This is a genomic window from Paraburkholderia strydomiana, from assembly GCF_046030495.1.
Lineage (GTDB): Bacteria > Pseudomonadota > Gammaproteobacteria > Burkholderiales > Burkholderiaceae > Paraburkholderia > Paraburkholderia strydomiana_A.
This window is the reverse complement of the sequence record NZ_JAQQCJ010000003.1, coordinates 321,556-342,147: the sequence shown is the minus strand read 5'-3', so window position 1 is coordinate 342,147 and position 20,592 is coordinate 321,556. Positions and strand designations below refer to the sequence as shown.

Here is a 20,592-nt window from a genome sequence, read left to right as displayed (position 1 = left end):
CGTGGTATCGATCAATGCCTGACGTCGATCAATTCGCTTCGGCTCAGCTCGCGCTGAAGTGGATCGAATTGATGAACAATCAGATCGTAAAGCGCGGCACCGTCATGACGATTCGCTCCGTCGCCCCCGTTCGGGATGTAACGTGAACGATAGGTGCGCCAGTTCAAATTCGCACAAGGGCGGATCTGCTTGCCATTGCCAATTTTTTGCACATAAGCCTTTTCAACACCATAGGTGTTTGGGGCAACCCGATTTCCCTTTTGGGCAATATCGGATTCCCCCCTTTTCTTTCGCGCGGATGCCCCCTACATTCGTCTACATGTGCATTGCAAATTGTCGCGATGCGCGCGCTATCGCCACTCCTTCAGGTTTATGCGGCATGTCTCTCACGAATCGGGAGCGCAGAATGAAGAAAAGAGTTTTAGCCGTTCTCGTCGTGGCCGGGACCATTTTCATGCCGCACGTCGAGGCGCAAACCACCCCGGCCAGCGAGACGGGCACGCCGGCGAATCCAGTGGACCCCGCTGCCGTACAGGCGCTTCAGAAGATGGGCGCGCATCTTCAGTCCCTCAAGCGTTTTCGCGTTTCCACCGAGCTAACTGGCGAACGCGTTCTAGAAGACGGTCAGAAGCTTCAGCACACCGCGACCGCGCAACTCGACGTCGACCGCCCCAACCGGATGCGCGCTTCGATGAGCAGCGCGAGAAGTGAGCGCGAGATCTTTTATGACGGTAAGACGGTGACGTTCTATTCGCCGCAGCAGAAGTATTACTCCTCCGTGGCTTTCAACGGCAACCTCGATTCGTTGGTCGAGAAGATTCGTGCCCGCTACGGCGTGGAGATCCCGCTCGCCGATCTCTTCGTCTGGGGCACGCCCGACGCGCCCACCGATCAGTTCGAGTCCGCGATGTACGCGGGGCAGGACTATATCGGCCACGATATTACCGATCACTATGCGTTCCGCCAGAAAAATGCCGACTGGCAGATCTGGATCACGGCGGGTGCGAACCCATTGCCGCGCAAGCTCGTGATCACGAGGCGCGACGACGACGCGCGTCCGCAGTCGGTCTCGATCCTCGACTGGACGACCTCGCCCAACTTCAAGGACTCCGTGTTCACATTCCGGCCACCGGAGGGCGCGAAGAAGATCGAAATCGTTCCGGTTGGCGCGAAACAGGAGTAGGCCATGAAGACCACACTCAGGCGAAATCGAACTGTACTCCTACCGATCCTCGTTGCGGTGTGTGCCATCGTTTGCGTCAATGCGCCGGCCAGCGCGGCGGGGCGCGGCGGCGGACACGTTGAGCGGGGCGCTCGCGGCGGTGGTGGTGGTGGTGGCGGAATGCACGCCGGCGGAGGTGGCATGCACGCTGGCGGACCGCACGGCGGCGCCCAATTGAACAATACCCACGCGGATGCGCGCACCCGCAACGTCCGCAATACCAGCGTGAACAACGTCAACGTCAACCGCAATGTCAATGTCAACGCAAACGTGGAGCACCACGGCGGCTGGGACGACGACTACCATCCGGTGGCAACGGCGGCAGCGGTCACAGCGGCGGTCGGCGTCACCTCCGCCATCGTCGGGTCGATGGTGAATTCGGTGCCGCCTAATTGCGCTCCCGTCAACTACGGGGGCATGGTCTACCAGCGTTGCGGCAGTACCTGGTATCAGCCGCAAGGTGCGCAATACGTCATAGTCAACCCACCATATTGAAGGCTCGCGTGGTCGTGCATTTGAGCTTCGAAGCCGCGATGCGCTTGCCGTCGGGCTGAGCACCCGGGCGCTCCGCGGCTTCGCATCCAGCGCTGCGAGCGAACCGGGAGAGATCGCAACATGAGCGCGTCGCCGGGCAAGCATCGAGCATGCATGAAGGCGCTCGCGCCTACGCTGTTCTTTTTTTCATGCTTCAGGTCGTCGCCCTGCTTCGAACCTTGATGGTCAAAGGCACCCGCATTTCGCTTTCGACACGGCATCAGTGCTGATCGCCTCTCTTGTGCCCGGCAAAACGGGGCATGTCGCCGACATGCTGCCCTCCATCAACCGGGTTCCTGACACGCTGCGGTATAAAACGTCTCGTGGATAACCTTGGTGTAGGCGAACGTCGCGCTCGTGGTCCATTAGCTGGAGCGGCTTTACGACAACTAGAAGGAAGCGCCGAATATCGCCGCCGCCAATCACAATCTGATCATGAAATAGACTGGCGCATTTGCAGGCGTTCTAGATATCGCTCGTCACGCTGATTATCAGGTATAGCGTGCGCACGGAACTGGCGCGGCAGTTGGCCGCCACAAGCCCCAGATCATGTTTTTTGTTCCGCCCCACTCCTACATAAGCGACTGCTTGATTTCAAAAAATACCGATTTTTTCATTTAGCAACACGTCAGCGGTATTTTTTTACGCCTGCGAAGAGAGCGACCGTGCAAAGACGCCACCGCATGGAAACTACGCGACATGCGAATTCTGCATTCACCTATGCGATTTAGATTTCGGTCGAATGGAAACAGCCAGATTATCCCCTGCTGATTTAGCCCCAATTAAATTGTAGTTTTCACGGAAATTTTTCTTACAAAAGGCTATTCGGATTATCAGGCGCTCTGGCATAGTATTCGCGACGCCAGTCTTTTCAGAAACCATGAAAAAGGAACGCGCTTCGAGAATCCTCTTGGCTGCCCGCACGCGGCGAGCGATCGCGCGTACTCACGCCATACGCTGCGTGTTTCTGGTAATGCTTGGATTATCCACGAGCGTTTATGCGGAACATGTCTGGCACGTTGTCATTCTGCCTGGCGCGGACCCGACGCAGCCGGCTGCCCAGCAGCAAATTCAGGCAATACGCAACTCGATAGCCTCTGCCGCTCCGGATGGTGCGGAGTTCTACACAGATTCGCTCGACGACCTCCGGTTCGACGATGCGGAACTGATGCCCAGCTTTCTCGCGCTCATGAAGAGAAAGTACGAACAGAAACAGGTCGACGTCGTCATCGGGCTCGCGGACTTCGCACTGGATTTCACCAAACGCTATCACGACGAGATCTGGCCGGGCGTACCGGTTGTGATTTCCAGCGTCGCGCCGGCAAGACAAAAAGATATTCCCGCCGAATTCGCCTACGTACCGGTGCATTTCGATCTGGACGGCACGCTTGCGCTGGCCGAGACGCTGCAGCCGAATGCGCGGCATCTCGTGGTGGTATCAGGCGTGGCGCCACTGGATCTCCGGTTCGCGCAGCGTGGCGCGGATGCGGCGCGTGCGCGCAAATCGCGCCAGTGGGCCGTCGATGTCTGGAGTGGCTTGACGGTGCCCGAACTACAGCAACGCCTCGCTGCACTCGACCGCGATACTGCCGTGCTCTACACGACGATGTATCGCGATCGTACCGGTCGAACCTTTTTCCCCTACGAGGTCGTTGCCCCGATGGCGAAGGCCTCCAACGCGCCGATTTACGGCTGGTACCCCACCTACATGGGTCATGGGCTGGCGGCGGGATCGATGACCGGCTTCGAGACCAACGGCCAGTTGACCGGTGCACTGGCCGCGTCGATCCTGCTTGGCAAGGTGCCACCGCAAAGCGCCACCGTAGCTGCGAGCGCCTCCCGCTGTGTTGCGGACGTCGGGGTGATCGACAAATTGGGGCTGCGCGCGGACGCTTTGCCCGAGGGCTGCGAATTGATCGACGTGCCACCTTCGCTCTGGCGGGAATACAGGGACATCGTGTTGATCGCCCTCGCCGTCGTGCTGCTCCAGGCGCTGACCATTGCTGGTCTGCTCTGGCAGCGCAGGCGCAGGCGGATTGCCGAAGATGAAGCAACGCTGCGACTGGACGAACTGGCTCGCGCGGCGCGGTTCGCTTCGGCGGGTGAACTGAGCGCGTCGATCGCTCATGAAGTCGGACAGCCGCTAGGCGCTATTCTCAGCAACGCCGACGCGGCTGGCATGATGCTTCAAAACGAACCCGATATCGACGAGCTTCACTCGATCCTCGGCGATATACGCCGTGACGCGTTGCGCGCGAATCAGGTGGTGCAGCGCCTGCGGGCACTGTTGCAAAAGCACCCGCTCAAGATGGACATGCTCGACCTGAATTCGGCGTTCGAAGAAGCGCTGGCGTTGCTCGGCCTCGAAGCCCGGCGGCGGCGCATCGTCATCGAGTCGAATCCGGCCGCGGAAAACTCCCGCGTGCAGGGCGACCGCGTGCAACTGCAGCAGGTCTTGCTCAATCTGGCCATCAATGCCATGGACGCGATGGAGGACACCCCCCCCGCGGACCGCATATTGTCTATCTCGACGCGGGCGGTGGGACAAGGCTACGAACTGACCGTCGCCGATCGCGGACACGGCATTCCGGCCGGTGTCGGAGAGCGCCTGTTCGACTCGCTGTATACGACCAAACCCAACGGGATGGGACTCGGACTCTCCATCGTACGCACCATCGTCATGACGCACGGCGGACGTGTCTCGGCCGCGTCCCGGTATGGCGGCGGCAGCGTGTTCACCGTCTGGCTTCCTTCGGCCGCGGAGCATGCGAGCTCGCATGCTCGCGAGGCTCGACCCGGGTTTGATAACCCCACTGAAAGGGCCACCTTGAAAGCCCGGCCTACAACACAAGGAGGACACACGTGAGCGATCATGCTGATGCCGTCATCCATGTCGTTGACGATGACCTTGCCCTACGCACCGCATTGATGCGGCTACTGGCTCGCGCGGGATTCACGGTAAAAGGCTACCCGAGCGCCGGGGATTTTCTCGTGACAGCGCCTGACGCATCACCCGGGTGCCTGCTGCTGGACCTGGAACTCCCCGGTCCGAGCGGACTCGATTTGCAACACGCACTGCAAAGAGTTGGCAGTCCGATGCCGATCGTGTTTATCAGCGCACACCGGGATATTCCCAAAACGGTCATGGCCATCAAGGCCGGCGCAAGCGACTTCCTGCTCAAGCCGATCGATGCGCAGGCCCTGTTCGCCGCTATCGAATCCGCCCTCGCGACTGTAGCCGTCGCGCCTGATTCCGATGAGCCTGCGAACGCCGCAGACGCCGTCGATCTGAACGCGCGCGAGCAGGTCGTGCTGCGCGGCATTGTTGCAGGCCGCCTTAACAAGCAGATTGCAGCGGAACTGGCATTGAGTGAGCGCACCATCAAGTCCTGCCGGGCCGATCTGATGCGCAAGCTTCATGCTCGTTCGTTTGCCGACCTCGTGAGACTGGCGGAGCCAATCATGCGAACGCGAGCCCCGAACTGAGCCATGCTTGCCCCGAAGGGCAACCCGTTGCCCCAAGCCCCGATAGCATTGAACGTCGGCCTGCACGACAATTGATGCACCGAAACGTGGCCGGCAATGAACGATACCAGACAGTTGATCGTGGTCGTCGAAGACGACGCCGGCATGCGTCGCGCTTTGCAACGCCTGCTACGCGTGTCGGGCTTCGATACCCTGCTTTACGACAGCGCTGAGGCATTACTTGGCGCGAACGACACGCGCGTGCCGTACTGTCTGGTGCTGGACGTTCGACTGCCCGGGGTATCGGGTCCGCGATGCTACGAACAACTCAGTTCTCCACGTCCGCCTGCCGTGTTCATCACGTCGCACGACAGTCCCGCGACGCGCAGCGCAGTCATGAGCGCCGGCGGCCACGAACTGTTGACCAAGCCGTTCGTGGCCAAGGATCTCCTGGATGCGATTTCACGGTCCGTGCTGCAAGACACGCGACCTTAACGATGACGAACATGCCGCGATAACGCGCCTCGATGCATAGTCCGATGCCGACACATCGGCGTCGATCAGAAGCTGAGGGCGAGGCCAAGTGACACGCCAGTCACGTCCTTTCCGAACGCGTAGCGCGCAACGACTCGCAGGCGGGAAAAAGCTTCGTCACGGCGCCTGTATCGATCTCGAGGCCTGTGCCCAACGACGTTAGCTGATTGAAGCCGAGGATGTTCGCCTGGCTGCCGAGGTACGTCGAATGAGAAAGTTCGAGGACATAACGCAGTGGACGGTGCAAAACCAGCAAACCAGTCGGTGCGCGCCAGCGGGCATACAGGTTCGTGGACTCCGCATTGGCGGAACCCCGAACCCCGCTCGACGAGCCAAAGCTCTGGAGATAAATGTCCGTGAAGCGTAGTTCAAGGTCGAACTCATACGGTTCCATGCGTGGATACCAGCCAAGCATGAGCGACCCACCGAGCCCGTAAGCACTGAGAGAACCACCCTGGATAAAATCGATGTTCTTGTCCGTCTTGCGATTGATGAGGAACTGAGCTGCCGTTGCGTCACTCAACACCTCTCCGAGCGAGAAGTTAAAGATCGGCCTGATGACCAGATTCTTGCTTTCGTTAAGCGGAAAATCCCAGCCAATGCCACCCGTTGCCGCGACGTTAGTCCACCGCGTTGGCAGTACCCGTTGCTCCTGACCGTCCGACACCAGAAACGTGGGATCGTAGCGCGAACCACCCAATGCCCCCTCCAGATAAAGCGGAAAGTTCGGGCTTAGCGTGAAGCCGCCGCCGAACTGCGTCATATTCAGCGAAGGATTCCCCGTCGATCCATCCCGGATGCCGAGCGTACTCGCGGAGAGATCCGGTGTGACGGTGAAGGACAGCATGGCGAGCACCGCGTTAGCGCGCCGTTGCACATCCGGACCGGTAAATGCGGGCCCCGACGCAGCTTGCGCTTCGGCCATACCGGGCATGAGCCACAGGCCGCTCGCGATCAGAAGCACGCTAGTGACTTGCACTGTGCAAGCGAACCTGCACAGCTGTCGGATACGCCGTAAGCCTATTTTTCCGATTCCCACGCCGAGGCGATGAACGCGTCCATCGTTTCCCGGCATCAATAGCACCTTCATGCTATCGAGCGGACGTCGCGTCCGGCGTTTAAGGTTACTAACGATCGATGCTGGCTAAGTCGGTAGCAGCAAGCATCTGCACCATGGAGGCGGCGGGCACGCGGGGTGCGTCGACGACGAACAGCGACTCACGTAGCGCATATTCGCTATCGAAACGCCCTTCCAGCCACGCACGCAACCCGGCCTCCGACGCAATGACAATGCTGCTGCGCCGCGCTTCATCCGTTGTCGCCAGGTCAGGCATGTCGGGAACGATCTCAGGATCGAAGCCATTCGTTGTCGCGTGGAAAAAGCCCCATGTATCGTTCTCGATGAGCAGCACGTAAAAATCGGGCAGGCCCAGCAGCCCCTCTTCGCTGAGCGCGCCCTCGATGCGCGCCTGCAGCAGGTTCAGCGCGTCAACGGCGGACATGCGCATGCGGGCGGACGCGAGCGCACCCTCCGCGGCATCGATTGGTTCGACCCGCCCGGCCTCGATCGCCTTTCGGGTCGCCACCGCGACGCTCAGGGCCAGTGGGTGGCCAACACCGAAATCAATCTTGAAGCTGCAGATCGCGCACATGGTCTCACCTCAAGGCGTGACGATATTGAACCAGAAATCGAAGTTGTCGAGCCACGAGACGAACTCGCCCAGCTTCTGGCTATTGCCGTCGATCTTGGCGTTGCCGGCCATCACGAGCTTCTGCATATTGGTTTGGCCCATCATGATGCTGTTCAGGTCCGCGCGTGTCATGGTGACCGTCGCATCTGCCGTCTTCGAGGTCTTGCCCTTCGAGTAATGCAACGCACTGTTCTCGACGCCCAGAACGCAATTCTCTTTCGTGTCGGTCAACACGAGATTGAACGATGCCGTTTTGCCGTTTGCGCGCTCCGCATTGAGCCGGATGCCCAGATAGTCGAGGAACATGTCGAGCGGCATCGCCTGAATGGTATCGGGGCTCTGCGGTGCAGGCGCCTGCCCTTTTCTGACACCGTTGCGCAATTCCATTGCGCCGGTCAGATAGAAGTTGCGCCAGGGCGCCGACTCCGACTGATAGCCCAACTGCTCGTAAGCATCCGCCAGCAGTTGCCGGGCGGCGGTGTTTTGCGGGTCGGCGAACACGACGTGGTTGACGACTTCCGCCACCCATCGATAGTCGCCCTTGTCGAAGGATTCATGCGCCTTTCGCAATACGGCGGGTGCGCCGCCCATGAACTCGACGTAGCGCTTGCCGCTCTCGGTCGGCGGCAGCCGGTGCAGGTTCGCCGGCACGCCGTCGAAGAACCCGAGACGCAGGTTGTACTGCGCAACCGCGTCGTGATAGACCGTGCCGTAGTAGCTTCGGCAATACCAGTGTTTCGCAAGGCTGTCCGGCAAACGGATGGCCTCACCGATCTCAAGCGGCGTCTGACCGAGGTTGGCCATGCGCATCACCTGATCGTGCAGATAGCGATACATGTCGCGTTGGGCGCGCAAGAAAGCATTGATGCGATCGTTGCCCCAGGTCGGCCAGTAGTGCGAGGCGAAGATGACCTGCATGTCGTCGCCGTGCATGTCGAGCGCCGACTGAAGGTACTTGGACCAGAGCAAGGCGTCACGGACCTTTGCGCCGCGCAGCGTATAGAGGTTGTGAAGCGTATGGGTGGCGTCTTCCGCCGCGCAGAACGCTTTGAATTTCGGCAGATAAAACATGAATTCCGCCGGTGCCTCCGATTCGGGCGCCATCAGAACTTCAATTTCTACGCCGTCGAGCGTCAACTTCTGCCCCGTCTTTTCGGCGAACATCGAGGGCACGGCCAGCGTGATCGTGCCAACCGAGGTCGTTTTGCCGAGCCCTCCGTCGACAATCCCCACCGGGTCGCGCGGCAGCAGTGAGCCATACATGTAACTGGCGCGCCTTCCCATTGCGTTGCCGGCTATGATGTTCTCGCCAACGGCGGCTTCAGTGAAGCCGACCGGCGCCACAATTTGTACCTTGCCCGACTTCAGGTCCTCGTCGCTAACGAGGCCGCGCACGCCGCCATAGTGATCGACGTGACTATGTGTGTAGATAACGTGGGTAATGGGCTTGTCGCCCAGATGCGGGATGACGAGTTGCTTCCACACCGTCGAGGCAACTTCGGTCGTGATGAACGGATCGATGACGATATAGCCGTGGTCGCCTCGAATGATGCTCATCACGGAAAGGTCGTAGCCGCGCACCTGCCAGATGCCATCGACCACCGTGTAAAGCCCGTGATTCATGTTGAGCTTGGCGTTACGCCAGAGGCTCGGATTGACGGTCGATGGCGCGTTGTTCTCCGGACCGCCACTCACAAACGCGAACTGCTGAAGGTTCCACGCCGGGAATTCGCCCTGCCCCTTGATGATGACCGGCTCCGGCAACGTCGCGACGAGGCCACGTTTGGCATCCTCGAAGTCCTGAACGTCGGCGAAATTAAGGAAGTCGGCGTACTGCTTGTTCAGTGCAATAGTAGCGGGCGTCGCGGGCTTCGAAGCAGGGCCGGTGGGGTTTGCCACATTGCCAGTTTGAGCAAGCGTCTCGCCGACCACACCCGACAGACCGGTCGCAGCGCTGGCTACCGCGACGTTCTTCAGAAATGCCCTGCGTGATCCGGCTTTCGCTGCGTCGTCGGACTGAGACATGGCCACCTCCGGTTATTTGCGATTGACAGGCGCCGAACGGCCTGCGAAATGGCCATTGGCACGGCGTGCATTACAACCCTCTCCGGAGAGTCGCGTTGCCGGTCGGGCGCAACAGTCTTTTTCGCATAGGCGCCGCGGTGAGGCCATAGGTAGTTCGGGCAATGCGGTTGCCCCAAAGGGAAAAAGCGGGCAGGAGTCCAGCCGCCACGAATTTGCCACGACGAGCAGTCGGCATGCCGAACGCGCGTGCCACCTCAGCGTGCGCGCTGCAATGCAGCGCTCGTCTCGCTCGCTTCGGCAAAGCCCGAGCTCGCAATTTTTGCGTTCCGCACACTCTGTTGCCGCCGATAAGTCGCGAAAAAGAAGTTTGACAAACTATCTTTAGATATATATCTTAAGACATATCTTAAGACATTCACGGGAGTGCCCAGAATGCGACATCCGCATCGATTTTCCCGTCCGAGCAAGGCGGACGAAGGTTTTCGCGCAGGCCAGGATCATGCGACCTTCCATGAGCTCTGGCATGCGTTCATCCGCGATCAGGCGCAGCGTGGCGAGCGCCACGAGTTCTACGGCGACGAATCTGGCCGGCGTGGTGAGCGTGGCCCACGTGGTGAACATGCTGAACGCGAGCCTTACGGCCACGCAGCTGGCCATCACGGCCGCCGCGATTTCCACGCCGACGCACGCAACCACGGCCCGCACGGTCGCCACCGTTTCTCGCCGCAAGCGCTGCTGTGGCACGCCATCGGCCGTCATCACGACCCGCGCGGCGGTGGCCGTGGCGGGCGCTTCGGCGGTGGCCCGGGCGGCTTCGGCGGCGATGGCGACGGTTTTCCGCGCAGCCGCAAATTCAGTTCGGACGACCTGCAACTGCTGTTGCTGTCGATGATCGACGCGCAGCCGAGTCACGGCTACGAATTGATCAAGGCGCTCGAAACGCGCTCGAACGGCTTCTACAGTCCGAGCCCCGGCATGGTCTATCCGGCGCTCACGTATCTGGAAGAACTCGGCTACGTCACCGTGCAACTCGAAGGCAACCGCAAGCGCTACGAACTGGCGGACATGGGCCGCGAATATCTGGCCGCCAATCGCGAGCGCGTCGAATTGATGCTGGCGAAGCTGACTCACATCGCCCGCAAGATGGATTCGGTGCGCCGCGCCTTTGCCGGCGAAGAGCCGGCCGACATCAGCGAAGGCGGCTGGCTGCCCGAGCTGAACGAAGCCCGCCGCACGCTGAAGCATGCCCTGCTGCGCCGAGACAACGCACCGGCCGCCGAGCAGCGCCGGATCGCCGCGATCCTGATGCGCGCGGCAAGAGACATCGAGGCAGCCAGCGAAGGCGCCGGCATTGACAGCAGCGGCGGCGAACCCGCCGGCTGAAATCACGCGGTCTGCTGCTTGCGTGTCCGCACGCCAGCAGCGCCCCTGCGCGACCGCCCCCGCGCGATTCGAACCCAACAGGAGCACCACCCTCATGCTGAGCAATGACAATCGACCCGACCTGGCCGTGCATCGAGTGCGCCATCCGCTGAAGTTCCGTCTGCTGCAGGTCAAGCAGGTGCGCGCGCTGACCCCGCACCTGATTCGCGTGACCTTCACGGGCGACGATCTGCACGACTTCGTTTCCGCTTCGTTCGACGACCACATCAAGGTGTTCTTCCCCGAGCCCGGCGCGGACAAACCGACGCTGCCGGAAGCCGGTCCCGACGGTCCGGTGTTTCCCGCAGGCCAGCGCCCGACCGCGCGCGATTTCACCCCGCGCCGCTTCGATCGCGAAGCGCGTGAGCTCGACATCGAATTCGCGATGCACGAGGCCGGCCCCGCCGCGAACTGGGCGGCGCAGGCCAAAGTCGGCCAGTATCTCGGCATCGGCGGCCCGCGCGGCTCGCTTGTGATTCCCACCGCGTTCGACTGGCATCTGCTGGTCGGCGACGATACCGCCCTGCCCGCAATCGCTCGCCGCCTCGAAGAACTGCCGCCCGGTACGCGCGCCGCCGCGGTGATCGAAGTGGCCGATCCGTCGGCGCAGATCGAGTTCACGACACAGGCCGAACTGCATCTGGTCTGGTGTTATCGCAGCGAAGCGGGCGAACGCGGCGCGGCGCTGTTGCAGGCAGTCCGCGATGTCTATCTGCCGGAAGACGGCGAAGGCTACGTGTGGGCCGCCGGCGAATCCGCGACAATGCGTGCGGTGCGTCAGCATCTGTGCTCGGAACGCGGTGTCGACAAGTCGCGTATTCGCGCGGCTAGCTACTGGAAACAGGGCGCGCAAGCAGTCCACGAATCGCTCGACGATTGAACGTATGCGCTCGCCGGACACCGCGTTCGCACGGGCATCGGCGAGCGCGATGAGCGAGCGATGTGGGCTCCCGCAGACGCTGCGCGTCGAACAACAATAAGGAATCGACCGAAGTACGCAATCAGCAGCCACGTCGGTAACCCGACGGGGCAATCTGCAAAACCTTGTGGATCGGCTCGTCCGCAAAGGTGCAGCGGTGCTGATCGATGAAGGCCTTCACGATTTGGAACGGCGGTCTCCCTCGCGGCCACGCTGCGCGCCTGAACGCTTCGCTTCACGTGGATGGCGACGGCTACCGCGTCGACGCGGATTTTCCAATCCCGCAGGCGATGCTTGACCGGATGACAGAAATCGCGACGTCAGGGCGTTATATCGACCGCGTCGTTGTTGCAGACGGCCACCGGTTCCTGTTTGAAAGCCGGGTTTGCGTGACCGATACGCTGCTATACCCGACTTCGATTGCGGCGCCGGTTTAACCCGGTTGCGAAGGATCGCAGTACGTCATCGACGCGTCGTTCGAAATCAGGCATCACTGCGTGATTGGCATCTGGTCGCTTCGCGGCGGTTCGTAACGGTGAGGGCGTGCGTTCGGCGCCCCACCGGAAAAAATCAGTGCATTCTGCGAGCCCGTGTTGCACGGGCTCGCGAATACTCCACGCCTGCCCTTCTCACGTCCAGCGCACGTTAGCGGGTTTAGAAAAAATGGTTCATACCGAACGAGACACCTGTCTGTTTGCCATGCCCGGACGGGTTCAGCGTTAGATTAGTCACGTAGCCACCGGTGAAATGCGTGTAGTCGATATCGGCGTAAAGCTCGGTGCTTTTCGACAGCACATAGTTGATGCCCAGAATGGCGACACCCTTTCTTCCATCCACGCCGGCCGTCGTGTTCTTGTCGTCGTAGTAAGCGCCCGTGACGTTGAAGACCGACGTTGCATGATAGCGGAAGCCACCCCACAGATATTGATTGCGCGTCTCGCCGTGCGCCGTGGAAGGAACCGCTTGTGTTGCGAGCGAATAGCCGCCCATCAGATCAACGGGACCGAGCGTCACGGCACCGCCCGCGGTGTATTGATTGTTGGCGAAATACGCGCTCGATGTGGCCGAAAATGGGTTCGAGCGATGCGTATAGCCTGCGCCGAACCTGAACAGTCTGGTGTGGTAATTCACACCGCCCGCGAGCATGGTGCCGCTCGCGAGACTGCCTGCTACACCGCCCGGTGCATAGACCGCGCGCGCCGTCCACGGGCCGAAGTCGCCGTGGTAGTGGATCGCGTTGTCGTCGCGGCCATTAGTGCCGCCCGAAATCGCTGCCGCTTCGGTAATGCCCAGATAATGCAGGTCGAATGGTTCGAAGTCCTTGATCAGCCGGTGCTGGAGTGTGAACTGATGGCCAATGTTGACCTGGCCGAACGGTCCGCCTATCCCAACCGTCGACGTACGCTGAAACAGCTGGTTGGTCGTGCTGCTGTTGGCGCCGGTCGAGAGAATGTAGCCCGCTTCCAGATTGAAGCGGACGTAGTAACCACCGCCCAGGTCTTCGATGCCGAGGAAACCCCAGCGATTCGATTTGTAGACGCCGTTCGATGCCATCGTCAGCGCCGCACCGCCTGCCTTCGTGCCGTTCACGAGATTGCGCAGACCGCCGTCCAGCGAGCCATACAGTGTCACGCTGCTTTGCGCGTGAGCGGCGCCGCCAGAAAGCCCCAACAAGGTCATTGCGGCCAGCGAGCGCCTCAGACCGATCCTGCGCGCACCGCTACCTGCTCCTCCAATTTCAAACATATCTCCTCCATTGACATCGTTAAATTCTTGGGGCGGGGGCTGTGCGGTGCGCTGCACTTCCCATGCCGTTAACCGTGGATTGCACGAAGGTCGAGTTCGAACTGCGTGCGACGACCTGTCATTGCGCGGTCTGAACTCGCGCGCCCGCGGCGCTCCCGTGGCGTCGAATCAGCGGGTCTCGTGCGTCGTCGGCGCCGGCGTTCGATCAGAATTGCGTGCGCAAACCGCCGCCGATCGTGGTGCCGCTCGACATCCTGCTCGCGCGATCCGACAGCACCGCCGCATAGACATCGGTGCGCCTCGACAGCGGATAGTCATACGAGAGCGCCCAGCTGTTGCGATAAACCGAGCTATGGCCGCTACTCTTCGAATACGCGTCCGAGCCGAGAATCCTGCCGACGCCCACCGGAATCGAGAAGCCGATCTGGCCGGTATCGATGCCGACGTCGCCATTCGAGATCGAATCCCAGATGTGCTGGTATTGGCCGTACAACTTCACAAAGTTCAAGTCGTACGACACGCCGAGGTTCACCACCGACTGCGTCGTCAGTCCCGGCAGCACGGTGCCGAGGTCGCCGGCATTCAGGCTGTATTTGATCTGCTGATACACAACGGACGTCGCGAAACCGCCGTTGTTGTACGAGACCTGGCCGGTCCACTTGTTCTGGCCGAGATGGCCCGGATCGTTGCCGAACGAGTACATTGCGCGGCCGACGAAGCCGTTGAACGACGGCGACGCGTAGTACACGGCGTTCCACCATTCGCCCGCATTGCCGAATACGCCCTGGCCGTTCACGCCGACGTAGCTGTGCAGCACGATCGGCGAGAACACGAATGAGTTCCAGAAGGGGTTGAATGTAATTGTCGAGAACCACAGCAGCGGCGGAATCAGACCGGCGGTCGCCGTACCGTACCGGCCGCTCACCCCAACATACGCGTTACGCGAGAACAGGCCGTCGTGCGGAAAACCGGTGCGGCCCATCGCGCCGTTCTGGATATTGAAATAGCCTTCGAGGTCGAAAATGACCTTCGTGCCGCCACCGATATCCTCTGTTCCCCGTAGGCCAAAGTACGGTGCCGTCATGCCGCCGTTGCCCGCGATCACACTCGACTGACCGTTCATCGGCTTCTTGTAGCCGACGAACGCATCGAGAAGCCCGTAGAGCTGCACGCTCGATTGCGCGTGCGCGCCCTCAGCGAACAGAACTGCGCCAAGAACGAGCGCTTTCATCCCCAAATTTATTTTCATCTATGTCTCCTGCCTTTCCAAGCCCTGGATTCGCCGCTGCGAAGGGGGTCGCCTTCACACGTCGGCATGCCGAAATTCGCTCCAAATACCCGCAATGTTTATTGATATGTAGTGCAAACTATTAAATGGGTGTTGCAGAACTTCTCTCGATACCTGCGCACGATCTTCAGAAATAACAGTGCTTCGAGGGATCCGGACGGGCAGCCCGCCCGGACATGTTTTGCGACCTTGCCTAAGCCTGGTTCCGGGCGCGGGAAGGCGCGGTCGACGACGGGCTCGGCTGTTGCTTCGAGCAAAGCAGCGAGTGCAGTGCGACAAGCGTGAGACCGCCGGAAATCACCGGCTGTTGAAACACGAGCTGGAGCATCAACGGCATCGCATGGAGGACTTCGGGTGAAATGAAGAGACCGCCGAGGCCAACGAGAAACGCGAGCCCCGACGCGATCAGTCGCCGATCGTCCCACTCGACGTGCGCGAGAATGTGTACGCCGTGCATGAAGACGATGCCGAACAGCAGCGTCGCGGCGGCCGAGATCACCGGAATCGGCACGACGACGAGCAGCATGTCGAACTTCACGCAGCCGCCGAGTACGATCAGGAGGATGCCCGCAGCGAGCGTCACGAAGCGCGACCCGACACGCGTCGCGCGCAGGATGCCAATGTTGTCCGGATACGCGATCGTGCTGAAGCCACCCCACACTGCCGCGACGACCGAGCCGAGCGCGACGCCGAACAGCCCTTCGGACATGCGGCCCGGACTCAGCGTCTCTTCGCCCCAATCGGCGACAGTCTGATAGAGGGCCATCGATCCCATGCCCGCCGGAATCAGCACGAGCAGGAACACCGCAACGAGATCGGGGCGCACGCCGAAGCCGAACGGAAAGATTCGCGGCTCGACGACGAGCGGCGCGGCGGCCACCGCCGCGAACGAAACCGGCTCGAACAGCGTGTAGGCCAAAGTGCCGAGCGCGAGGCCGAGCAGGATCGCCACGCGCCGCAACCGGCGGCCGCCCCACAGCATCGCGAACACGATACCGGCTACTGCGGCCGCGCCGGAAAGCAGGTTCACGACCGGAAAGCCGGGGCTTTTTGGGCTGCCGATCCAGGTCGGCAGCGCAACGCTGGCGATCTGCACCACGATCAGCATGACGATCATCCCGGAGATGACAGGCAGGCGCAAATGCCGCGCGAACATGCCCGCCACGCTGCGTCCGCGGATCGGTACCGTGAGGAGGCACCAGATCAGCGAGGCGGCGAAGAATGACCCGAATGCCGTACCGAGGCCGCCCGACTGCAAATGACCGACCGTCAGGAGCGCACCGAAACTGCCCGCGTAGGGACCCTGCGCGATCGGCAGGCGCAACAGCAGCACCGATTGCAGAATCGTGATGATTCCGCACGCCATGAAGGTCATCCCGTACAGGTACGCGATCTGGGGATCGGACAAATGAAATGCGCGGCCGAGAAGTCCCGGGAACACAAACATGCCCGTCATTCCAAAGACGTTCTGCAGCGCAAGCACGGCCAGTTGCGAGAGGGGCAACCGCTCGTTGATTCCGACGTCGAAGACGCGCGCCGGCGGATTCTCGGCGATGGCCTTCTGGATTGAAGCGCCGGGTTTCGGCATGTCTGTACTCAAGGTGTGTTCCATTAGAGCAAAAACGAAATCCTGTCTGGCGACGCGGACGGCAGCCGTGGCGCTCCCTTTCCCTTCAAGCGCCATCGCACGAAGGGAACCCTTGTATCCCCGGCGCGAACGACTCGCCCGCCCAGTTATCTTCAGTGATCCTTAGTTGTCGAGCGGAACGCCCTTTGTCTCGGGACCGAACCAGATCGACACCATGCCAACGATGAAGAGCAGCGATACCGCCGCCGATGCCGCTGGAAACGAACCGAACTTCGCGACCACCGCATTGCCGGCGATCGGACCAATACTCGTCAGCGCACGGGCCATGTTCCAGCAGAAGCCCTGCCCTGTCGCACGCACGCGGGTCGGGAAGAGCTCAGGCAAATATGCGGCAAACGTGCCGAAGGCGCCAATGACGAAGTAACCGTAGATCGGCATCAGCCACAGCACTCGACCGATGTCATGCACCGTCGTGAACAGCACTAGCGACACCACGAGCGACCCTGCCGAAAAGATGAAGTAAGACATCCGGCGGCCGAGCGCGTCGAGCATCCAGATCAGCGTCAGGTAGCCGAGCGTCGCGCCGATCATCATGAGAATGAATGCGTAGCTGACCGTCCCGCTGACGTCGCGATGATCGGCGGCCACAACCGACAGCTGATGAATCCAGCTCGGCAGGAACGTGAGCCCACCCCAGCAGCCAAGCATGGCGGCCGACGAGACGATCACGCCGATGATCGTCTTGCGGCGTAGTCCGGGCGCGAAGATGGCGGTGAAGGTTTGCATCGCCGATTCGGCCAAGACGCTGTCGCGCACTTGCACCCAGCGTTGGGGCTCAGGCACGAAGCGGCGCACGAGAATCGTGACGAGCGCGGGCGCGGCGCCCACGCCGAGTACGACGCGCCAGCCGAAGCGGCCGAGCAGCAGGTTGTCGAGGGCCGCCGCTAGAAAGCCAAACGCAAATGCCATCTGCATGATCTGCATGGCGCGGGCGCGTTGCCGGCCGGGCCACGATTCGGCGACGAGCGCGGCCCCTGCCGCCCATTCGCCGCCGATGCCGAAACCGGCCAGCGCCTGCGCGATAGCAAGCTGGGTCCAGGTCCTCGAGAATGCGCTCAGCAGCGTGAAGGCCGCGTAGATGACGATGGTCCAGCCCATGATGCGCGAGCGGCCAAAGCGGTCGGCGGCCACGCCGAACAGCACGCCGCCGATGCCCCACGTGAGCAGCTTGCCCGAAATGATATAGCTGCCGATCTTGCTGATTTCGGTCGCGTCAGTGCTGTGCAGCAGCTGGCCGACGCTCGGCACGAGCACGAGCGTGAAGAGATTCAGGTCCATCGAGTCGAACATCCAGCCGAGGAACGCCGAAATCAGCGCCAGCCACTGATAGCGCGACAACCTGACTCCCTGCGATTCGGCCGAAGCCACCGACGCCGCCTTGGCGCCCTGTGTTATGCCCATCGTTCCTGTCTCCTGATCTTCTGCGCAAAGGCAAGCGACTTGCCTGACACGGATCGTATGCCCGATTCATCATTCGGCGCAGTATAGCGTAATGCAATTAGATTGCAATACAGATTATTGTATTACGGTCTAACGACACCTCAGGGGTGAATGAGATCCATCGCGCGGGGGGTGTTGAGGGGAAGATCAGAAGAAACGGGGATTTCACCGCCCGCAATGAGGCGGAATCCGGGGCCGAACCGCCCGCTGGGAAAGCGCTGAAGACGCGGATGAGCAGGAAAAGAGCGCGTCGGGTTGTAAGCCGTTCATCGGACCGGACCGGCCCAGTTCGCAAGCCGAGAAGCCGACACGCCGCGCCGCGAAGATCTCACCCTCTGCCTGACATGTCGGGCACGAAGGAATCGGCAGACGCGGCGTTTGTCGACTTAGCTGGCCGGTACGGCGAGCACCTCGACAGCAAGCCGTTCAGCTTGCTCGACATGGCGCTTGCACGCCGCCGCGGCCGCGTCGGCATCGTTGCGCATGACGGCGTCGACGATCGTTGCGATTTCGTCATAGCTTTGCGGGAGGCGCCCTTCCTGCGAGAGCGTCGTCGCGCGCAGCATCATGACGCGCGTATGGACGAGACGCAGCATCTCCGTGAGTACCGGGTTGCCGGCGCCCTCAAGTATCACGTCATAGAACCGCGCCTTCTGTTTCAGGAAGAGCATGGTGACCTCCTCGCCCCGCATGTCCCGAATCGACGCGAGTTCGTTCAACGCCTGCTTCAGCGCCACACGCTGATCGTCCGTCGCCCGCTCGGTGAACTGCCTGCCCGCCAGCGCCTCAAGTACCCCACGCACTTCATAGAGACCTCTTGCCTCTTCTCCTGTCATCACGGAGACGATCGGACCTTTGTGCGGGATGATCTGCACAAGCCCCTCGGCCACCAGTTGGCTCAGCGCCTCACGAACCAGTGTGCGGCTCACCCCAAGCATTTCGCACAACTCGCGCTCGATCAACCGGTCGCCCGGCTTGAAGGTCAAGTCGCTAATACATGCGCGCAAACCGTCGATCACTTGCTGACGCAGCGTTGCCACCGGCCGCACTACCAATCTGTTGGTGTTCATTCCATCCCTTTGTCATATCAATGAGTGGGAGCTACGCCCAATACCGTAATACAATCATATTGACATTCTGCAGCGAAGCTCCGATACTGCCTACCATTATACAATCCTACAACCGTTGGACAAACCAGAGGATACTCATGGAAGACATCACGCTGTCGGAGCGCCGTGCGATCGGCGCAAAGATCCGCAAGGAAGTGCTGGGCGGGAGCCACACGCAGAGCAATGCCAACCCCCACCTGTTCGACACGGTGTTCCTCGAATACACGGAGGACGTTTGCTGGGGCAACGTCTGGAACCGCGCGGGCCTCACGCGCGCGACGCGCAGCATGCTGAATCTCGCGATGCTGGCGTCGCTCGGCCGCTGGCACGAGTTCGAAGTGCATACGCGCGGCGCGCTGAACAATGGCGTGACGGAAGAAGAAATTGCCGAAGTGGTGCTGCAGGCCGGCGTGTATGCAGGCATTCCGGTCGCGGCCGAAGGGCTGCGTCGCGCGAAGGCTGTCGTGCTCGACCAGAAAGCAAAAGCCGCTGCTGCCTGAAGGCGGCGTGCGCGTCGTGAAGGCGCCGCGCAATTCGTCATCTCATCCCAGGCGCGCATGCCTGGTGGTCCAGTGGGGCGCAGGCGTTTCGCGCCGTGGGTTGCCGACCCGGTAGCCGATGGCGCGGAGCATCTGTCGCCCCCGCGCGTTACCCGTATAGCTCATGTCTCATTCAACTTTCTGTGAAATCCCAGCTGGCCGCATCGCCTACTCCCGTCGCGGGACGGGCCGGCCGCTGGTACTGCTTCACCCGATCGGCGTCGACCGAAGCTGGTGGGACGAATACGTCGAGCACTGGGCCGCGTCGCATGACGTCGTCGCGATCGATATCCGCGGCCACGGGGACTCCAGCAGCGTTCTCGCCCCCATTACGCTCGCCGATCATGCGGCCGACGTCGCCGCGGTGCTGCGTCAGGAACGCCTGACGGGTGCCACCCTGATCGGCGTCTCGATGGGCGGCATGATTGCGCAGCGTGTTGCGATCCAGTTCCCCGAGCTCGTTGGCGCGCTGATTCTCTGCGCAACGGCCGGCGGATTCCCCGACGAAGTGCGCCCGCGCATTCTCGCGCGCGGCGACATGAGCCGGCGCGGTTCGATGTCCGAAGTGGTCGACGACACCATCACGCGCTGGTTCGCCGCAAACACGCCGCGTCCCGACCTTCTCCAGAAGTGTCGCGCGCGGCTCGCAGCGGACGACTGGTATAGCTGGAGTGCAAACTGGCAGGCGATCTCGCAGCTCGACAATCTCGCCGATCTGCCGGCCGTCTCGGCGCCGGCGCTCGTCGTCGCGGGCGATGCCGATGCGAGCATTGCGCCGGCGGTATCGCAGAAGATCGCCGAGGCGCTGCCGAACAGCCGTTTCGTCGTGATTCCAGGCGCGGCGCACTTTGGAGCGTTTGACATGCGCGACGTCTTCGCCACGGTGTTCGACGATTTTCTGTCGATCCTCGCGCCATGAAATGAAACCCGGGCCGCCCGCGCGTTGGGACAGTTTCACGCGCCGCGTGGCTCAGCGACTAGATAAGTGGAGCGGCGCCCGCACGGGCCGA

At 61.5% G+C, this 20,592-nt stretch carries 19 protein-coding genes; 10 read left to right on the top strand and 9 right to left on the bottom strand.

Translation table 11 applies throughout. The annotated features are described in order from the left end of the window. Nucleotides 1-11: 11 nt before the first annotated feature. A complete protein-coding gene (locus tag PQQ53_RS06825) occupies nt 12-212 on the bottom strand; it encodes a hypothetical protein (protein WP_408323523.1) in 201 nt (66 codons plus the stop codon). A gap of 26 nt (nt 213-238) precedes the next feature. Between PQQ53_RS06825 and PQQ53_RS06820 the strand changes: the two genes are divergently transcribed. From PQQ53_RS06820 to PQQ53_RS06800, 5 genes are all read left to right on the top strand, one after another. Then, complete coding sequence (locus PQQ53_RS06820; RefSeq protein ID WP_408323522.1) at nt 239-1,183, top strand: DUF2092 domain-containing protein; 945 nt, start codon at nt 239-241, stop codon at nt 1,181-1,183. 3 nt (nt 1,184-1,186) lie between these two features. Further along, on the top strand, nt 1,187-1,717 hold the full coding sequence (locus PQQ53_RS06815; protein WP_408323521.1) for a hypothetical protein: 531 nt from the start codon (nt 1,187-1,189) through the stop codon (nt 1,715-1,717). Between the two features lie 919 nt (nt 1,718-2,636). Further along, nucleotides 2,637-4,622: a sensor histidine kinase gene (locus PQQ53_RS06810; protein WP_408323520.1), complete on the top strand. Its 1,986-nt coding sequence runs from the start codon at nt 2,637-2,639 to the stop codon at nt 4,620-4,622. Next, a complete protein-coding gene (locus PQQ53_RS06805) occupies nt 4,619-5,242 on the top strand; it encodes a response regulator transcription factor (protein ID WP_408323519.1) in 624 nt (207 codons plus the stop codon). Before PQQ53_RS06810 ends, PQQ53_RS06805 begins: the two co-directional genes overlap by 4 nt. A 96-nt stretch (nt 5,243-5,338) precedes the next feature. After that, nucleotides 5,339-5,716: a response regulator transcription factor gene (locus PQQ53_RS06800; RefSeq protein ID WP_408323518.1), complete on the top strand. Its 378-nt coding sequence runs from the start codon at nt 5,339-5,341 to the stop codon at nt 5,714-5,716. A gap of 100 nt (nt 5,717-5,816) precedes the next feature. On the opposite strand, the gene PQQ53_RS06795 is transcribed toward PQQ53_RS06800, so the two are convergent. From PQQ53_RS06795 to PQQ53_RS06785, 3 genes are all read right to left on the bottom strand, one after another. Then, nucleotides 5,817-6,719, bottom strand: coding sequence for a hypothetical protein (locus tag PQQ53_RS06795; protein ID WP_408323517.1), 903 nt, complete (start codon nt 6,717-6,719; stop codon nt 5,817-5,819). A gap of 163 nt (nt 6,720-6,882) precedes the next feature. Then, entirely contained in the window at nt 6,883-7,407 is a 525-nt protein-coding gene (locus tag PQQ53_RS06790) for a hypothetical protein (protein WP_408138629.1), read from the bottom strand. A gap of 9 nt (nt 7,408-7,416) precedes the next feature. Next, entirely contained in the window at nt 7,417-9,471 is a 2,055-nt protein-coding gene (locus tag PQQ53_RS06785; RefSeq protein ID WP_408323516.1) for an alkyl/aryl-sulfatase, read from the bottom strand. Between the two features lie 432 nt (nt 9,472-9,903). On the opposite strand from PQQ53_RS06785, the gene PQQ53_RS06780 reads away from it, so the two are divergent. The 3 genes from PQQ53_RS06780 to PQQ53_RS06770 all read left to right on the top strand — a co-directional run bounded on the left by PQQ53_RS06780 (nt 9,904) and on the right by PQQ53_RS06770 (nt 12,249). Continuing rightward, nucleotides 9,904-10,854, top strand: coding sequence for a PadR family transcriptional regulator (locus PQQ53_RS06780; protein WP_408323515.1), 951 nt, complete (start codon nt 9,904-9,906; stop codon nt 10,852-10,854). Nucleotides 10,855-10,948: 94 nt separating this feature from the next. After that, a complete protein-coding gene (locus tag PQQ53_RS06775; protein WP_408323514.1) occupies nt 10,949-11,773 on the top strand; it encodes a siderophore-interacting protein in 825 nt (274 codons plus the stop codon). Nucleotides 11,774-11,979: 206 nt separating this feature from the next. After that, complete coding sequence (locus tag PQQ53_RS06770) at nt 11,980-12,249, top strand: nuclear transport factor 2 family protein (RefSeq protein ID WP_408323513.1); 270 nt, start codon at nt 11,980-11,982, stop codon at nt 12,247-12,249. A gap of 217 nt (nt 12,250-12,466) precedes the next feature. Here PQQ53_RS06770 and PQQ53_RS06765 read toward each other — a convergent pair whose 3' ends face one another. From PQQ53_RS06765 to PQQ53_RS06745, 5 genes are all read right to left on the bottom strand, one after another. Then, complete coding sequence (locus PQQ53_RS06765) at nt 12,467-13,558, bottom strand: porin (protein ID WP_408138636.1); 1,092 nt, start codon at nt 13,556-13,558, stop codon at nt 12,467-12,469. A gap of 205 nt (nt 13,559-13,763) precedes the next feature. Then, nucleotides 13,764-14,807, bottom strand: a complete 1,044-nt coding sequence (locus PQQ53_RS06760; RefSeq protein WP_408323512.1) for a porin — start codon at nt 14,805-14,807, stop codon at nt 13,764-13,766. 232 nt (nt 14,808-15,039) lie between these two features. Continuing rightward, nucleotides 15,040-16,434 (bottom strand): uracil-xanthine permease family protein, encoded by a 1,395-nt coding sequence (locus PQQ53_RS06755; RefSeq protein ID WP_408323511.1) that lies wholly within the window; start codon nt 16,432-16,434, stop codon nt 15,040-15,042. A 162-nt stretch (nt 16,435-16,596) separates the two neighbouring features. Continuing rightward, entirely contained in the window at nt 16,597-17,895 is a 1,299-nt protein-coding gene (locus tag PQQ53_RS06750) for an MFS transporter (protein WP_408138642.1), read from the bottom strand. Nucleotides 17,896-18,320: 425 nt separating this feature from the next. After that, nucleotides 18,321-19,004, bottom strand: a complete 684-nt coding sequence (locus PQQ53_RS06745) for a GntR family transcriptional regulator (RefSeq protein ID WP_408138643.1) — start codon at nt 19,002-19,004, stop codon at nt 18,321-18,323. 137 nt (nt 19,005-19,141) lie between these two features. Here PQQ53_RS06745 and PQQ53_RS06740 point away from each other — a divergent pair, with 137 nt between their 5' ends. Then, nucleotides 19,142-19,543 carry a carboxymuconolactone decarboxylase family protein gene (locus tag PQQ53_RS06740; RefSeq protein ID WP_408138645.1) on the top strand — a complete coding sequence of 134 codons (402 nt, stop codon included), beginning with the start codon at nt 19,142-19,144 and terminating at the stop codon, nt 19,541-19,543. 163 nt (nt 19,544-19,706) lie between these two features. Beyond that, nucleotides 19,707-20,501, top strand: coding sequence for an alpha/beta fold hydrolase (locus tag PQQ53_RS06735; protein ID WP_408323510.1), 795 nt, complete (start codon nt 19,707-19,709; stop codon nt 20,499-20,501). Nucleotides 20,502-20,592 lie beyond the last annotated feature (91 nt).

Bases quoted from the DNA above. Each gene is read 5' to 3' on its own strand.
- PQQ53_RS06815 (WP_408323521.1), top strand. From the start codon at position 1,187: ATGAAGACCACACTCAGGCGAAATCGAACTGTACTCCTACCGATCCTC.
- PQQ53_RS06810 (WP_408323520.1), top strand. From the start codon at position 2,637: ATGAAAAAGGAACGCGCTTCGAGAATCCTCTTGGCTGCCCGCACGCGG.
- PQQ53_RS06800 (WP_408323518.1), top strand. From the start codon at position 5,339: ATGAACGATACCAGACAGTTGATCGTGGTCGTCGAAGACGACGCCGGC.
- PQQ53_RS06790 (WP_408138629.1), bottom strand. From the start codon at position 7,407: ATGTGCGCGATCTGCAGCTTCAAGATTGATTTCGGTGTTGGCCACCCA.
- PQQ53_RS06785 (WP_408323516.1), bottom strand. From the start codon at position 9,471: ATGTCTCAGTCCGACGACGCAGCGAAAGCCGGATCACGCAGGGCATTT.
- PQQ53_RS06780 (WP_408323515.1), top strand. From the start codon at position 9,904: ATGCGACATCCGCATCGATTTTCCCGTCCGAGCAAGGCGGACGAAGGT.
- PQQ53_RS06775 (WP_408323514.1), top strand. From the start codon at position 10,949: ATGCTGAGCAATGACAATCGACCCGACCTGGCCGTGCATCGAGTGCGC.
- PQQ53_RS06770 (WP_408323513.1), top strand. From the start codon at position 11,980: ATGAAGGCCTTCACGATTTGGAACGGCGGTCTCCCTCGCGGCCACGCT.
- PQQ53_RS06765 (WP_408138636.1), bottom strand. From the start codon at position 13,558: ATGTTTGAAATTGGAGGAGCAGGTAGCGGTGCGCGCAGGATCGGTCTG.
- PQQ53_RS06760 (WP_408323512.1), bottom strand. From the start codon at position 14,807: ATGAAAATAAATTTGGGGATGAAAGCGCTCGTTCTTGGCGCAGTTCTG.
- PQQ53_RS06755 (WP_408323511.1), bottom strand. From the start codon at position 16,434: ATGCCGAAACCCGGCGCTTCAATCCAGAAGGCCATCGCCGAGAATCCG.
- PQQ53_RS06750 (WP_408138642.1), bottom strand. From the start codon at position 17,895: ATGGGCATAACACAGGGCGCCAAGGCGGCGTCGGTGGCTTCGGCCGAA.
- PQQ53_RS06745 (WP_408138643.1), bottom strand. From the start codon at position 19,004: ATGAACACCAACAGATTGGTAGTGCGGCCGGTGGCAACGCTGCGTCAG.
- PQQ53_RS06740 (WP_408138645.1), top strand. From the start codon at position 19,142: ATGGAAGACATCACGCTGTCGGAGCGCCGTGCGATCGGCGCAAAGATC.
- PQQ53_RS06735 (WP_408323510.1), top strand. From the start codon at position 19,707: ATGTCTCATTCAACTTTCTGTGAAATCCCAGCTGGCCGCATCGCCTAC.